At 45.6% G+C, this 16026-nt stretch carries 13 protein-coding genes; 5 read left to right on the top strand and 8 right to left on the bottom strand.

Annotated features, from left to right (window positions below; translation table 11 throughout):
* Positions 1-48: 48 nt before the first annotated feature.
* From AB4Z50_RS03275 to AB4Z50_RS03265, 3 genes are read left to right on the top strand one after another with little or no spacing between them, the layout of a single operon-like run.
* Complete coding sequence (locus AB4Z50_RS03275) at positions 49-1380, top strand: spore germination protein (RefSeq protein WP_441875670.1); 1332 nt, start codon at positions 49-51, stop codon at positions 1378-1380.
* Complete coding sequence (locus tag AB4Z50_RS03270) at positions 1377-2477, top strand: GerAB/ArcD/ProY family transporter (protein ID WP_441875667.1); 1101 nt, start codon at positions 1377-1379, stop codon at positions 2475-2477. Before AB4Z50_RS03275 ends, AB4Z50_RS03270 begins: the two co-directional genes overlap by 4 nt.
* Complete coding sequence (locus AB4Z50_RS03265; RefSeq protein ID WP_441875664.1) at positions 2474-3565, top strand: Ger(x)C family spore germination protein; 1092 nt, start codon at positions 2474-2476, stop codon at positions 3563-3565. Before AB4Z50_RS03270 ends, AB4Z50_RS03265 begins: the two co-directional genes overlap by 4 nt.
* 73 nt (positions 3566-3638) lie before the next feature.
* Here the strand turns inward: AB4Z50_RS03265 and fni are convergent, their stop codons facing one another.
* Positions 3639-4694 (bottom strand): type 2 isopentenyl-diphosphate Delta-isomerase, encoded by a 1056-nt coding sequence (gene fni / locus AB4Z50_RS03260; protein WP_441875661.1) that lies wholly within the window; start codon positions 4692-4694, stop codon positions 3639-3641.
* Between the two features lie 492 nt (positions 4695-5186).
* On the opposite strand from fni, the gene nagB reads away from it, so the two are divergent.
* Positions 5187-5912 (top strand): glucosamine-6-phosphate deaminase, encoded by a 726-nt coding sequence (nagB, locus tag AB4Z50_RS03255; RefSeq protein ID WP_441875658.1) that lies wholly within the window; start codon positions 5187-5189, stop codon positions 5910-5912.
* On the top strand, positions 5913-7109 hold the full coding sequence (gene nagA / locus AB4Z50_RS03250; RefSeq protein WP_441875655.1) for an N-acetylglucosamine-6-phosphate deacetylase: 1197 nt from the start codon (positions 5913-5915) through the stop codon (positions 7107-7109).
* A gap of 68 nt (positions 7110-7177) precedes the next feature.
* Here the strand turns inward: nagA and AB4Z50_RS03245 are convergent, their stop codons facing one another.
* The 7 genes from AB4Z50_RS03245 to citZ form a co-directional block, all read right to left on the bottom strand.
* Positions 7178-7960, bottom strand: a complete 783-nt coding sequence (locus AB4Z50_RS03245) for a DeoR/GlpR family DNA-binding transcription regulator (RefSeq protein ID WP_441875652.1) — start codon at positions 7958-7960, stop codon at positions 7178-7180.
* A gap of 2 nt (positions 7961-7962) precedes the next feature.
* On the bottom strand, positions 7963-8919 hold the full coding sequence (locus AB4Z50_RS03240; RefSeq protein WP_076267787.1) for a sugar kinase: 957 nt from the start codon (positions 8917-8919) through the stop codon (positions 7963-7965).
* A 49-nt stretch (positions 8920-8968) separates the two neighbouring features.
* Positions 8969-9391, bottom strand: a complete 423-nt coding sequence (locus AB4Z50_RS03235; RefSeq protein WP_076267788.1) for a hypothetical protein — start codon at positions 9389-9391, stop codon at positions 8969-8971.
* A gap of 221 nt (positions 9392-9612) precedes the next feature.
* Positions 9613-11766, bottom strand: a complete 2154-nt coding sequence (recQ, locus tag AB4Z50_RS03230) for a DNA helicase RecQ (protein ID WP_441875648.1) — start codon at positions 11764-11766, stop codon at positions 9613-9615.
* Positions 11767-11892: 126 nt separating this feature from the next.
* Complete coding sequence (mdh, locus tag AB4Z50_RS03225; protein ID WP_076267790.1) at positions 11893-12834, bottom strand: malate dehydrogenase; 942 nt, start codon at positions 12832-12834, stop codon at positions 11893-11895.
* 383 nt (positions 12835-13217) lie between these two features.
* A complete protein-coding gene (gene icd, locus AB4Z50_RS03220; RefSeq protein WP_054028579.1) occupies positions 13218-14513 on the bottom strand; it encodes an NADP-dependent isocitrate dehydrogenase in 1296 nt (431 codons plus the stop codon).
* Positions 14514-14637: 124 nt separating this feature from the next.
* Positions 14638-15750: a citrate synthase gene (citZ, locus tag AB4Z50_RS03215; RefSeq protein ID WP_441875643.1), complete on the bottom strand. Its 1113-nt coding sequence runs from the start codon at positions 15748-15750 to the stop codon at positions 14638-14640.
* Between the last annotated feature and the right edge of the window lie 276 nt (positions 15751-16026).

The raw sequence follows: 16026 nt of genomic DNA, 5'->3' as shown, positions 1-16026 counted from the left end.
TATCCAGATCTTTTTGCAACTCAGCATCATTTGAAGGGAGGAACCGGCATGAATGAACGTATTCGTTTATTATTTGCAGAAGCCATCGATATCAAATTGGAAAATTTGAAAAATAGCGAAATGAGTATCGAAGTCGCCTATATCGAACCGTTATGCGAAGAGAAAAAAATAAGCGATTTCATTATCGTCCCTTTTATAAAAGAGGAATATTCGTTTCAAGCTCAGCTGGATACAAATCCCGATTATGAAATACTGGAAGATGTCGCTATGTGGCAAAGTCTTCTTCTGCGCGGGCATGTCCTGATTCAAGCAAATGAAGTCGTCTATTCATTCAAAGCTGAACGTGTCATCTGTATTGAGAATTCACAAACACAAGTGGAAAGTGCTATTCAGGGCCCTCAGATCGCATTAAGCGAAAATATAAATATATCACTCAATCTGATCCGCGGCATGTACCCTTCCCCCGATCTCTCGGTAGAAGAGCATACAATTGGAACATTGTCCCAAACACCCGTGTTCGCCTTATTTGATCAGAGACGTGTAGATCCTACCGTACTTGATAATGTACGTACAAAGTTAACAACGATTAACGTGGAGATGCTTCAATCCGCTGGTGAGCTTGAGAAGCTGTTAGTCGGCAATCGCAAGCATTTGTTTCCAACTATTCTTATTACAGAACGTCCTGACCGCATTACCAGTGCGATTTCCAAAGGGAAAATAATCATTCTCGTAAAGGGAAACATGTTCGCTCTTATTTTGCCGTCCACTTTTTTTGATTTCATGCACGCCGTAGAGGATGATTACGACTCCTATTGGATGACTCGTTTTCTTATCTTCCTTCGTTACACTTCAACTTTGCTCACAATCACTTTGCCTGCTCTCTATATTTCCGTTGTCTCCTATAATCCAGAGCTGTTTCGCGTGCAGCTTGCTTTCTCCATTGCAGGCAGCCGTTCTGCTGTTCCTTATCCATCGTTCATAGAAGTATTTATTATGCTCTTTATGATCGAAACACTAATCGAGGCAAGCATTCGCTTGCCCAGGTACATCGGCTCCACGGCTACAACCGTTGGAGGACTTATTCTTGGACAAGCCGCTCAGCAAGCTGGTCTCGTAAGCAGCATTATGATTATCGTAACGTCAGTCGTAGCTATTTCGAATTTCGTTATTCCCGTCAATTCGCTGTCATTTGCTGTCCGGTTTTTAAAGTATCCGCTAATCGGAATCTCTATTTTCTTTGGCATCACTGGAGTAGCCGTTGGTTTGTTTATCTATATCACTTATTTATGCAGCCTAAGAAGCTTTGGCAAGCCATATATGCGTATTTTCGGAAAACTAAGGCCGTTAGAAGGCGATGTGGGGCAGGTGAAGATTAAATGAACCGTTATTTCTATTACAACTTTATACTCGTGAGTTTCATTAATCTATTGCTGTATGTCCCTCATATCCTTATTCAATATCGCTATACCGGTGCCGTATCTTCTATTGTGGTCGGGATTGTTATTGGTACGATTCTCGTCTATATGTATACAAGTGCAATGGCTCGTTATCCGGGAAAAGGATTGCCTGAGATATTAAAACTGCATTCTCCGCAGTGGCTGGTTACGATTTCTATGTTATTTTTTTCAATTATGTGGTGGTTTGCAACGACTATCGTCGTTGTTGCCTACGCCATTCTTATTAATCGTTTTTTCAATCCAGACGCGGATGCGAATATTATTCTAGCCATGCTCGTCATTGCCTGCGGTTATGCTGCCACACGTTCAACCCTCTCAGTAATGTTCATCGTTGAAATCGGCATGATCGTAAATGCTCCAATCATCATCTTTATATTGTTTAAAGCCGTACGAAGCAATCAGCTTAATTGGGATGCGATTCATGTCGTAGCCAACTACATAACGGAAATGCCTACATTGACCTGCATTGCAGCCTCTACGTTCATTTTTACCGGTTATATTAATCTTTCATTGTTCAATCGGCTATTTCCACCAAATTTCCGTTTTAAATTCCGCTTTATCTATCCGATAGCCGGCGCTGTTATTTTATTGATTACATTTTTTGTGCCCATTGGTTTTCATGGAACGGAAGGCGTAAACCAATACATTTACATATGGAGCCAGACCGCTGATTCCCTACTTATGCAATACGGCTTTATTGAACGTGTGTTGTTTCTTTTTCTAATCGTTTTTTTGAACCTAACTCTCGTTTATACGATGTCCGGCTGGCATCAGGCGATGGAGTTTGTGAAATCTTGTTTTCCAAGCTATAGGCCGGAGTTTGATAGTCTCAAAACACCGATGTCCAACTATGTCATCGTCGGCATTTTTGCATTGCTCTCCATCCTATATCTCATGCTGACGAACGAAAAGATGAACATGATCATTACTACCTATTGGCTCATTGTCCGATTTTTCGTGGAAATATTAATCGTCGTTTGGGTGTTCGTGCTTAGCAAAAGGAGGTCCAAAGCCGTATGAGCATCACCTTTCGAGTCTTTTTGTTAATCCTCTCTCTTGGTTTGCTTGGCGGCTGCGGGTTCAAGGATATCGACAAACGATTCTTCGTGGTCGCTCTTGGCATAGATGCATCAGATAATGAGAAAAAACCGTTTCGTCTTTCCCTGCTGCTTGCTGTTCCGTCTCCAAAGATCGAGCCTGGCGCATCGAAAACACAGATCGAGACCATTGATACAGAAACCGTCGCAGAAGGCATTCGAATGTTGAAATCCTACGTCGACAAGGAGCTGGATTTCGGGCATTGCAAAGTGTTTCTCATTGGTGAGAAGATTGCCCGCCAAAACTATACGGAAATATTGCAATGGATGTCGCGGAGAAGAGATATCCAAAGTGTCGCCGATATTGCTATCGGGAAACCGGACGCGGAATCACTGCTGAAAATAAAGCCTGTGTCCGAGCGTTATCCGGGCAACACGCTTTTTTTAAGCTTTGGAGCTGACGGAACCGAGTCATCCTATACTTACGTAGAAACGTTATCAGACTTCGCAAGGCGTGCTTCCGAGGAAGGACTCGATCCGCTGATGCCTGTTATTACAAAGGATGGTAAAAAGAGCTTCGTCATCAACCGAACAGCGCTGCTGGACAAAACAAAGGTTAAGCTTATGTTGTCTCCAGCTGAATCGCAGCTTTACAATCAACTCGCGGAAGATTTCACCAAATCTTCGATGCATGGCATGTTTGAAGGCTTGGATTTAGTCGTTGCGATTACGGATATGCACTCAAACTTCCGACTTGGGAAGCAAAACGGTCAAGACACGATCACGCTTGATGTGAAGATCAGGGTCGTATTTGAGGAAGCGCCAAAAGGCATATATGAAGATCAGTGGCAGCCGATTGAGCAAAATTTAAATAAGGAATATGCTGAATCTTGCCTCGCGCTTCTCAAAAAAATCCAAAAAGCAAATGTAGACCCTATAGGTTTCGGACTGCGCTATCGGGCTACCCACCCTGGTAAGGAGGCTTGGCAGAAGTGGCAGTCCATCTACCCTAACGTTAAATTTATCGTAAATGCCAATATAAAAATTGAAGGTACAGGCATTATCAAATAGGGTTAGCACCAAAAACAAAAGAGGTGAGCCAGAAGCTTGTTGCTTCTGGCTCACCTCGAATGATATTTAACTATTATTTTAGGATCAATCGGTTTGTTTGACGCAGCTCACTAACCGTACCAACGCCAATGCCAAACATCGCCGTACGCATTTCAAACTCAATCCGTTCGAATTGCTGCAGCAATTGCTCCTGCGAAATTTCCTTGCTGCTGCTAGCCGCTTGCGGCAGCAATACGCGTCCAAAGCCAGCAAGATTTGCGCCTAGCGCAATTGCTTTCGCAGCATCAACACCCGTACGCAAACCTCCACTTGCAATAATATTAGCCTCGGGAAGCGCAGCGCGAATTTCCGTCACACTCTCAGCAGTCGGTATGCCCCAATCCGCGAATGCTTCAGCAGCTTGCTTTCTTAAATCATCGGTGGAGCGAAACTTCTCGACCTGACTCCATGAAGTTCCACCCGCACCAGCAGCATCAATAAAGGAAACGCCTGCACCCACAAGCGCTGCTGCCGTTTCCGCATCAATGCCCCAGCCCACTTCTTTTACCCCAACGGGCACATTAAGCGACCTGCAAACCTGCTCAATCGAAACCAATAAATTGCGGAAATCGGTATCTCCTTCGGGTTGAAACACCTCTTGCATGCTGTTGAGATGCAGGACTAACGCATCCGCTTCAGCAATGTCTACAGCCCTGCGGCATGATTCTACACCAAAACCATAATTCAACTGAACCGCACCAATGTTAGCAATAACCGGTACGGTAGGTGCATCTTTCCGTATGGAGAACGAAGCTGCGAGCTGTTCGTTTTCTATTGCGGCGCGCATGGAGCCTAGCCCAATCGCCCAGCCCCTCGTTTCTGCCACAACCGCCAATCGACGATTAATAGCCCCTGCTTCATCCGTTCCTCCAGTCATGGAGCTAACGAGCAGTGGGGCTCCAAGCTTTTTGCCGAACCAATCTGTATTTAGGCTTACTTCAGCGAAGGAAAGCTCAGGCAGTGCATTATGCTTAAAGCGGTACCGCCCCAAGCCCGTTTCAATGCCAACGCTGTTTACTTGCTCCTGCAAGCAAATACGTATATGTTCTCCTTTACGCTTTGCAGTTGCTGCTTGCTGATCTACTGACATGCTTGTTCCTCCCAAGCTTAAACGGCCAACGCCTTTTATAGCAGCGCCGCTCACGTTTCGCTTCTCTATCTTCTATTCCTGCGTATACAACTTGTGAATTTCCTCATCAATAAGCTGAACATATATGTATCCATTAGGCCTGCTTGCACTTTACACTTCATAACCTTTTCAGCGTAGTAACTATGTACTAGTTTAGCACATTTTTTTGATTCACGCTCTCAACTCCACGACATTGACACATAAGCTGATCCATCCATTCTGATGCATGCGCTCGGGCGTCTAGAATAGTTCTTCTAATAAATGTGGCATTATAAAGAGACTAACCCCAATCCTAAAAATATGAGCCTGACCGATGAGTTAGAAGCGACGGCTAGCTCAGTAGATAAATGATTTTTACAATCATTTATTTGAATTTTACAATCATTTTATCTTGTTAAACCGTCGAAATTCATATAAAATATAACTAACAAAAGCCTTATAGGGGGACTAAACATGGAAATGATTATATTTGATACACAACAGGAATTAGATGCTTATGCTGCGGAATTATTTGTAGGTATCGTAAAAGAGAAACCAGATGCAGTACTAGGCCTTGCAACAGGATCGACACCCATCGGAATTTATGACAAAATAGTAGAAATGCATAAACAAAACAACGTTAGCTTTAAAGATGTGACAACGTTCAATTTGGATGAATATGTCGGAATCAAGCCTGATAACGACCAAAGCTATGCCTACTACATGAAGCAGCATCTGTTCTCGCACATCGATATTCCCGAGAACCAAATCCATTTGCCAAATGGCATGGCTTCGGATGTTGAGCTGGAATCGAATGCTTACGATGCAATGTTAGAAGCAAGACCAGTAGATATTCAATTGCTTGGTCTAGGCCACAACGGTCATATTGGATTCAATGAGCCTGATGTTAATCTTTCTGGCGGCACTCACGTTGTTAAATTAAAAGAGGAAACGCGTGAAGCAAATGCTCGTTTCTTCGATTCTATGGATGAAGTACCTGAGTATGCAATTACGATGGGTGTTGGCTCTATTTTGAAAGCTAATACGATCGTGCTGGCTGTTCGTGGTGCTGACAAAGCAGAAATTGTAAAAGAAGCATTGACTGGTCCAATTACGACTAACGTACCGGCTTCATTGCTGCAAACTCATGCGCGCGTCATTGTTCTACTAGACCGCGAGGCGGGAAGGATGTTAAGTTAAATGACCCTAAACTCTGCAAACTGGTTCATCCACAACGTAAATATCGTGCTTGAAGATGGGATAGTTAACGGCAGTGTTTTTGTACAAGATGGGAAAATTGCAAAAATTGTTGCCCAAGATGACAACGAGGCAGCAAACGAGGCTTCAGATGCACAGTTGTCTATAGACGGAAAAGGAGGCTGGCTGCTTCCTGGTTTTATTGATGTGCATGTTCACGGTGGATTTGGTGCGGATTTTATGGATGCCAGCCGTGAAAGCTTTGACACCATTACTAAATTCCATGCCTCACAAGGTACGACAGGCATGCTTGCTACAACGATGACTGCTCCTAAGGAAGCAATTGAAGACGTATTGCATGCCGTTGCAGATTACCGCAGGAGTGAAATGCCTTACGCAGCCTTGTATGGCGTACATTTGGAGGGCCCGTTCATAAGCGAGGCATGGCCAGGCGCTCAAAACCCAGCTTATATTAAAACACCTCAGCTGGAATGGATGCAGCAATGGCATGCCAAGTGGCCCGATCTTCTCCGTCAGCTTACACTGGCTCCTGAGAAAAGCGGTGCGATTGAGACCATCGCTTGGCTTGCTGARCAAGGGATCGTCACAGCCTGCGGGCATACGGATGCTGTCTATGATGAAGTGATCGCTGCTGCTGATGCTGGCCTTACGCAGGCTGTTCATACCTATAATGCAATGCGTGGTCTGCATCACCGTGAACCCGGAACGCTAGGAGCTGTATTGACCGATGACCGTATTGTGGCCGAGCTCATAGCCGATGGTATTCACGTGCATCCAGCTGCAATTCGTTTGGTGCTCGCTGCTAAACCTTCAGATAAGGTTATACTGATCACAGATGCGATGGCAGCAGCAGGCATGCCGGAAGGCGAATATAGTCTCGGAGGCTTAGCCGTCATCGTAAAAAACGGCGAAGCAAGATTAAAAGATGGCAACGCCCTAGCAGGCAGCTGTTTAACGATGATTAGTGCCGTACGCTTTATCCATGAGCATACCAACCTATCGCTTTCTGAAATTAGTCGGTTGGCTAGCGGCAATGCAGCAAAACAGCTTGGCATCAGCGACCGTACCGGTACAATTGCAAGCGGCAAACTGGCTGATCTTGTATGGATTGACTCGCAAATGCAGGTTCAACAGACTTGGGCGCAAGGCCGTTCCATATACGAGGCTAAACAAGCGTAAAAAAAGCAAGAGGTTCCGTGCTCAAAGGTTAGAAAACCTTTGAACACGGAACCTCTTTTTAATATTTGTTAATCCGTCACGTATACGGAAATACCGTGCTGCTTCATTTCAGCTGCAAGCTCATCAGTTAGCGGAACATCCGTAATGACGCCTTTCAGCTCGGATAAGGATGCAATGGAAAATAATGAGGTGCGATCTGTCTTCGTATGATCGAATACGGCATATGCCGCTTGTGAACGCTTAATGAGTGCTTTAGCAATTTGCGCTTCTTGCTCGGAGTAGGTCGTGATGCCGCCAGCAGCAGATATACCATCAACACCGATAAACATCTTTCCGATATGCAAATGAGCGACCATTCCCTCACCTAGAGGGCCGCACAGCTCAAAGCTGTTATGGCGCATAATGCCGCCGGTAACAACAACCTGAATATCGCTGCCTGCCAGCTCCATTGCGATATTAACCGCATTGGTTACTACCGTGATGCCCCGCCTCGATTTGATCATCTTAGCAATAAGGAAATTTGTTGTACCGCCAGAGAGACCAATCACATCGCCTTCCAAAATTAAAGAAGCAGCTAATTCCGCGATATGCTCTTTCTCTAGAATCGACAAACCTTCCTTCTCCGCAAAAGGCAAATCCCTAACTGAATTCATTCCATCGTACATCGCACCGCCAATTGTCCGAATAACCGGATAATCAGCTTCCATTTGCTCAAGATCTCTTCGAGCCGTCGCCTCAGAGCAGCCGAAGCGCTCAACCATTTCCAAAATCGTCACCCTGCCCTGCTGCTTCAAAAGCTGCAGAATAGCTTCACGGCGACGCTGACCCTTGTTACCGATCAATTCAGCCATTGTCAGCGCTCCACCCAAGCCTTGGCGGACATCCGCTGTTGGACGACACTCCATTCCGGCAAAGCTTCCCAGTCGCCACGCATTTGAACGACTAATGATCCATTAATACTTGCAAGGCGTACTGCTTCTACAGGGGATAAGCCCTTCATAATTCCTGCCAAGAAACCAGCGCAAAAGCCGTCACCCGCGCCTACAGTATCAACAACCTGCTCAGCCGGATAGAAAGGCAAGCTTTCTTCCTGCCCTTTGTTTAGAACAATCGTCGTGTCGCCTCTGCCTTTAATGATCGACACTGCTTTTAATTGATTTAGCTGGCCTTTAATATGCTCATAATCGTCTGTTTCGTACAATAACTTAAGCTCGTCCCATCCTGGCAAAAAGTAATCCGCATCTGCTGCAAGCGGCAGCAGTGCTGCACGAGCTTCTTCGATTGACCACAGCTTAAGCCGCAGGTTCGGGTCAAAGCTGACAAGCACCCCAGCTTCCTTCGCAATATCGATAGCGCGACGAACCGTCTTGCGGCAATCCTCGCTAAGTGCAGCTGTGATACCGGTTACATGAAGCAGTTTAGCACCGCGAATATAATTCTCGTCAAGATGCTCAGGCAGCATCCGACTAGCTGCCGAATGCTTTCTGAAATAATGAACGGCTGTTCTACCTGCTACATGCTCACGAAACATCATGCCCGTAGGAGCTTCCGAGCTAAGCTGAGCACGAGATACGTCTACACCCTCGCCCCGCAGCGTCTTCAAAATAATTTTGCCAAACGGATCGTCGCCGAGAGCGCCAAACCATCCAACAGAGGAGCCTAGACGTGCAAGTCCTATTGCGACATTGCTTTCCGCTCCGCCAAAGCTTTGTTCCAGCGTAGCGGCGCGTTCGATTGACTTATGCTCCTCTGGCATAAACAAAGCCATTGATTCGCCAAACGTAACAATTTGCGGCGATGATTCTAACACGTAAAAATCCCCCTATAGCGTTATATAATCGGCGTTATCCATATTAGCTTTAGATCATCGGAAACTTCATGAAGTAGATAATAGCGATATATAGCACCAATACGATGATGCTCATCACGCGTGCTTTGTTAATGTGTGCAGTTGCGCTTTTGCCTTCTTGAATGGAAGCTACTACAAGCTTAAGTGGCTTGGAAATAATTCCGCCTAGTGCCGCAATTGCCAGGAACAGCAAAATAATAATGACCATCCATGCCACCTTGTAATCCGCTTGCGACATCAAATATCCACCTGTTAGCAGCTGCAAAACTAGAAAATATTGCGCAATTCGGTTTGCCGAACGCAGGCCGTCAGCTAATCCGCCTTGTCCAACTCCGGCAAGCTTAGTAGCTCTACCCAGCATGATTGGAAGAACGATATAGAAGCCCATACCTACTGCACCAATCACGTGCAAAAATAACATTACTTTAAACATTTTAACTCCTCCTGTTTTGGTAAAACGTAATCATCCATTCATTGATTCGCAATTGCCAAAATTAATTCTATAAATAGTTTATCAGAAACGAGATTTTTTTCAAATGACTATGCTCCTGAACCGAGGTTTTATACCCTTTTTTGTTGAATTAGCTCCGAAATCGTTCCCTAAATTTTCACACTTTAATTAGAAAGCTCATTTTAATCGATTTTCGGTTGGCTTTAAGCTTTAAAGCCGTATTTACTCATAACCCCATGAATTGCAAAATAAGTAACTTCCTCAGGCAAAGCATCCTTTATGGGACGCAGCTTATCGATTCCTTGCTCGCCAACCGCATGGACGATCAATTGCTCATATTCTGCTGGAATGATTCTGCTCCAATCGATTTCTTCACCTTCATCTGCACACCGTATGATATGTCCTTCAACGGTTACTTTCGTTAATCCGCGTTCCTTCGCTATTTCATCAGGTTCCAGCCCACTTTGAAATAGCTCGAGCGTAGCATAGTGACTTGGCTGCTCATCATTCGTTGCTGCCTTCTTGACGACTGACGGCTCTCTAGCCGCAGTTATTATCATTCCTTCGGCTTGACCTTCGCCTCCGAATGAATGAATAATCGAGAGCAGATCTTCTCCATATTTCTCCGCCTTCGCAGCACCAATCCCCTTCACGCTAAGCAATTGATTCTCGTTTTGCGGACGAGCCATTGCGATTTCTCGCAGCGTTGCATCAAAGAACAACATAAATGGAGGCACACCCTCTGTAGCTGCCTTTTCTTTGCGCCATTGCTTGAGCGCATCGAATAGAGGTGAAGCAGCTGCTGAATCGGAAGAGGCTGCTTGCCGAACCATTGCTCTAACTCTTTGCATAATTGGTTCGCGGCCTTCCAGTACCGGCAGTGCGCTCGCAGTTAGCGAGACGACTGGATATTGCCCTTCACTAAGCTTTAAGTATCCTTCAGCCACGAGCCAATAAAGCCAATCCGCTATCTCTTTCTCGGGCAAATGCCGCATTAAACCGTAAGTAGTCAAACGATCGAGCCCAAATTCAAGCAGCCGTTTATCACGCGATCCCTTTAGTACCTTGGCTGCCATCGTTACACCGAAACGCCCTCTCATTCGACCAACGCAGGAGAGCGCCATCTTCGCTTCCTCCGTCCGGTTAACCGGCTCGCTCTTATCGAGACAGCTGCTGCATTTCCCGCATGCCACAACATCCGTCTCTCCGAAATAATCAACGATAAACTGCTGCAAACAACGCTGTGTCCGGCTATAGTTCATCATGGTATGGAGCTTAGATAGCTGAATCGATTTACGATCTGAATCCCCAGTGCCCTGTTCGATCAGAAAGCGTTGCACCTGCATATCAGCTGGTTCAAACAAGAGAATGCATTCGCTCTCCTCTCCATCACGGCCGGCACGGCCAGCTTCTTGGTAATAGGATTCAATATCGCTAGTCATTTGCCAATGCAGCACATAACGTACGTTTGGTTTATCAATGCCCATTCCAAAAGCGTTCGTTGCAACCATTACACGAATCTCATCGAATCGAAACTTCTCCTGTGTGTCAGCGCGCTCAGCATCCGACAACCCACCGTGGTATTTGCCTGCTTGAATGCCTCTGCGTGTTAATTGCTCATATACATTCTCGACTTCTTTTCTAGTTGCTGCATAGATAATGCCTGATTGATCCTTACGCCCTGATATGAAGCTCTCAAGAAACTTTTTCTTATCCACGCCTGTAACGACGGATAGAGACAAATTCGGTCTCGCAAATCCCGTTACAAAAATGCTAGGTTCACGCAGCTTGAGCATTTCTGAAATATCAAGCGCTACCTCGTTTGTAGCTGTAGCTGTAAACGCCGCAACGAGCGGCCGATCTTTCATTCGAGCAATCCAGCCTGCCAGCTGACGATAGCTGGGACGGAAGTCATGCCCCCACTGCGATACGCAGTGAGCCTCGTCTATCGCAATGAGCGGTATAGTGAGCGTCTCAGATAACGATTGGAACATCGGCGCATCAAGTCGTTCAGGCGCAACATACAGCAGCTTATATTCTCCCATCATCGCGTTTCGCATCACATCTCGATATTCAGCTGCTCCTAGCGAGCTGTTAAGAAACGCTGCAGATACCCCGACTCGCCTCAGCGCATCAACCTGATCCTTCATGAGCGAGATGAGCGGCGAAATAACAAGAGACGTTCCCGGCAAAAGCATGGATGGAATTTGATAACAAATCGATTTTCCGCCGCCGGTCGGCAAAATAGCTAGTGTATCGCGTCCATTCATAATCCCCGATATTATGTCTTCCTGTCCTTTACGGAAAGAATCATAGCCATATACCTGTTTCAAGGCTTGYCTTGCTTGTTCGATCAACCTGTTCCCCTCCCATAGTAAACCTTTTCTTTTGTACCTTGAAAATAAACAAGAGGACCCTGGCAGCATTCTGTCAGGGTCCTCCCAAACGCATTCATTTATAAAAGCAGCAATTGAGCTTGCTTGCTAGCCTGTTACTACTTGGATAACGTTGCGTACGGATTGAGCAGATTTATCAAGTGCAGCCTTCTCTTCAGCAGTCAAATCAAGCTCAAGCACCTTTTCAATGCCGTCACCGCCAATGATTGTTGGCACACCCATGAACAAGTTATTATAACCGTATTCGCCTTCAAGCAAAGCGATAACTGGAATAATACGTTTTTTGTCTTTAAGGATGGCTTCTGTCATTTGAACCAGCGAAGCTGCAGGCGCATAATACGCGCTGCCGTTGCCGAGCAGGTTTACGATTTCGCCGCCGCCAACGCGAGCGCGTTGTACGATTGCTTCAATTCGTTCTGCTGATATAAGCTTCTCGATTGGGATGCCGCCAACATTTGAGTAGCGAACGAGTGGGACCATATCGTCGCCATGCCCGCCAAGCACAAAGCCGCGAACATCTTCAACGGATACGTTAAGCTCTTGCGCAATAAATGTGCAATAACGAGCTGTATCAAGGACGCCTGATTGACCGATTACACGGTTTTTAGGGAATCCAAGCGTTTGGAAGGCTGCATAAGTCATCGCATCCACCGGGTTGCTTAAAATAATAACATAAGCGTTAGGGCTAGTTTCTTTAATGTTTTCGCAAACGGATCTTACGATTCCAGCGTTCGTGCTAACAAGGTCGTCACGGCTCATACCTGGTTTACGAGCGATACCTGCAGTGATGATCACAACATCAGAATCTTTTGTATCTTCGTAGTTGGCAGTACCGATAATGTTTGCATCTACTCCAAGCACCGGTGTCGCTTCAAGCATATCAAGTGCTTTACCTTTAGTTGGGTTTTCAAGCGGTGCGATATCAACAAGAACAACATCGCCTAGTTCTTTTTGAGCTAGCATAAGTGCAGTAGTAGCGCCAGTGAAGCCCGCTCCTACTACAGTAATTTTTTTACGCTTAATCGCCATCTGGTGTAAACCTCCTGTAACTTTAGTTAAAGGGGAGACCCCTTTGACCCCCTGTTTTCACTTGCAACCTCCCAAGAGATGTCGAACCCACCTAAATCCTCCCTTCCAAGGGAGGACCTAAGGGGCGCTGCGCCCTCTGGACACCTGCCAATTGGACTAACGTAGGAGGGATATCGGCGCTCTTGAGCGACTGTTGAGCATGGATCGCTTTCGTCCCTTTGGGACACGCTTTACGCTTATTCGCGAAGGGAATGTGTCCCTTGCGGGACGCCATTCCCCGTGCGAACTGCTAGGAATGTGTCCCTGCGGGACGCCATTCCCCTGTACGAAAAGCAATAGAATAAAAGATGAGGGGGGCATCTGCCCCCCTACTTTTTATAAAACTACATGTTTTTGATGATTTCGTCTGCGAATGCGGAACATTTTACTTCTGTTGCGCCTTCCATCAAGCGAGCAAAGTCATAAGTTACTGTTTTGTTGTTGATCGAAGCTTCCATACCTTTATAGATAAGGTCAGCCGCTTCTTGCCAGCCTAGGTGCTCAAGAAGCATTACGCCGGAAAGGATTACGGAACCTGGGTTAACTACGTCAAGGTCAGCATATTTCGGAGCTGTACCGTGAGTAGCTTCAAAGATTGCGTGTCCAGTCAAGTAGTTGATGTTCGCGCCCGGAGCAATACCGATACCGCCAACTTGTGCTGCAAGAGCATCGGACAAGTAGTCGCCGTTCAAGTTCAATGTAGCGATAACATCAAAGTCAGTCGGACGAGTAAGTACTTGTTGCAATGCGATATCCGCAATTGCGTCTTTAACGATTAGCTTGCCAGCTGCTTCTGCATCTTTTTGTGCTTTGTTAGCTGCGTCAGTGCCTTCTGCTTCTTTAATGCGATCGTATTGACCCCATGTGAAAGTCTCGTTAGCGAATTCTTCTTCAGCCACTTCGTAGCCCCAGTTTTTGAACGCGCCTTCTGTGTATTTCATGATGTTGCCTTTGTGTACAAGTGTAACTGATTTTTTGCTGTGTTTAATTGCGTACTCGATCGCTGCGCGAACAAGACGTTTGGAACCTTCTTTCGATACTGGCTTGATGCCGATACCGGAAGTTTCTGGGAAGCGGATTTTGTTAGCTCCCATTTCGTTTTGCAAGAACTCGATTACTTTCTTCACTTCTGCAGAACCTTCTTGGTACTCGATGCCCGCATAGATATCTTCTGTATTTTCACGGAAAATAACCATGTCAACAAGCTCAGGACGTTTTACTGGGGAAGGTACACCCGTGAAGTAACGAACAGGACGCAAGCAAGTGTAAAGATCAAGTTCTTGACGAAGTGCAACGTTCAATGAACGAATGCCGCCGCCGATAGGCGTAGTCAATGGTCCTTTAATAGCAACGATATATTCACGAATTGCTGTCAATGTATCAGCAGGCAGCCACTCGCCGTATGCGTTGAAAGCTTTTTCGCCGGCAAATACTTCGTACCAAGCGATTTTTTTCTCGCCGTTATAAGCTTTTTCTACCGCTGCATCAAGCGCGCGTTTCGAAGCTTTCCAAATGTCGCGGCCAGTGCCGTCGCCTTCGATAAAAGGAATAATTGGGTTGTTAGGTACTTGAAGAACACCGTTGTCAATTGTAATTTGTTCGCCTTCAGTTGGAAGCGCGAATTTTTCGAACTTAGCCATGAATAAAATCCTCCTTAGAATTGTACCTGCTTTATAGCAAGTATAAATGAAATATGATGTCTTTTTTTAAAAAACAGAGAGCGTAGAGCTTATCCGCTCTCTCTATTGTAACTTAAATCACGAATTAACGCTTTTCAATCGGAATGTACTTCGCATTAACCGGACCAACATAGTCAGCACGCGGACGGATCAAGCGGTTATCTTGATATTGCTCAAGAATATGCGCGCTCCAACCAGATACCCGGCTGATTGCAAAAATAGGCGTGAACAAGTCACGTGGAATTTCAAGCGTTGTATAGACAGACGCTGAGTAGAAGTCCACGTTAGGCTTCAAGCCTTTTTGTCCAGTTACCAGCTCTTCAATTTTAACAGACATTTCGTAAAGCTCCATGTTGCCTGTCAGCTTGCCAAGCTCGCGGGACATTTTTTGCAGATGCTTCGCGCGAGGATCGCCGTTTTTGTATACGCGGTGACCAAAGCCCATAATTTTCACTTTGTTTGCAAGCGCGTTGTTAATAAAGCTTTCAACGTTAGCAGTAGAACCGATTTCTTCAAGCATCACCATTACAGCTTCGTTTGCACCGCCATGAAGAGGGCCCTTCAAAGCGCCAATCGCGGACGTTACGCCCGAATAAATGTCCGACAACGTTGCTACGGTTACACGAGCAGCAAATGTCGACGCGTTCAACTCGTGGTCAGCATGAAGAACGAGCGCTTGATCAAGTGCTTTAACAGCAACTTCAGCCGGCTCGCTGCCAGTAAGCATATACAAGAAATTATAGGCGATGGATACGCCTTTCTTTGGAGCTACAGGCTCTTGTCCTAGGCGGATGCGTGAAAAAGCAGCAATAATTGTTGGCAGCTGCGCCTGCAATTTAATTGCTTTCAATTGATTCGCTTCAGGAGACATATCGTTTGCAGATTCATCGTACAATGCTAAGCTGGATACTGCCGTGCGAAGCGCAGCCATAGAATTTGTATTTTTTGGATAAAGCTTGATTTGATCAATTACGCCTTCTGGAAGCGCTGCAAATTGATCCAATTGCTTTTGCAGTCCATCAAGCTCAGAACGATTCGGTAGTTTGCCGTACCATAGCAGGTAGGCAACCTCTTCAAAAGTAGCGTTTTCCGCAAGATCATCAATATCAATACCGCGGTATGTCAATACGCCATCAATAATGGAGCTGATGGAGGACGTCGCTGCGACAATTCCTTCCAGACCTTTAGTTGCTGTCATCGTTCTCTCTCCTTTAACATGGTTATCGTAAACAATAAAAAGGGGTCGTTTTTGTACCATCGCCTTTAATCATAAATGATTTCGGCAATTATGTGAACAAATACAGACATAAAAATGCTTTATCAGCGTCATCAATATTTTTTTCGCTTATTATTTCTCCGCTTCACTTCGTATGCTCAAACTGCATTTTTCCCTATTCGCTCCAATTTTAGCCGCAGCATAAACTATTTTTACAGAAACGGATAAAGTGGTAAAATGTCAAAAAGAGAACTTACA

The sequence above is a fragment of the Paenibacillus sp. 2TAB26 genome (assembly GCF_052115145.1).
Taxonomy (GTDB): Bacteria; Bacillota; Bacilli; order Paenibacillales; family Paenibacillaceae; genus Pristimantibacillus.
This window is presented reverse-complemented; position numbering and strand designations above follow the sequence as displayed.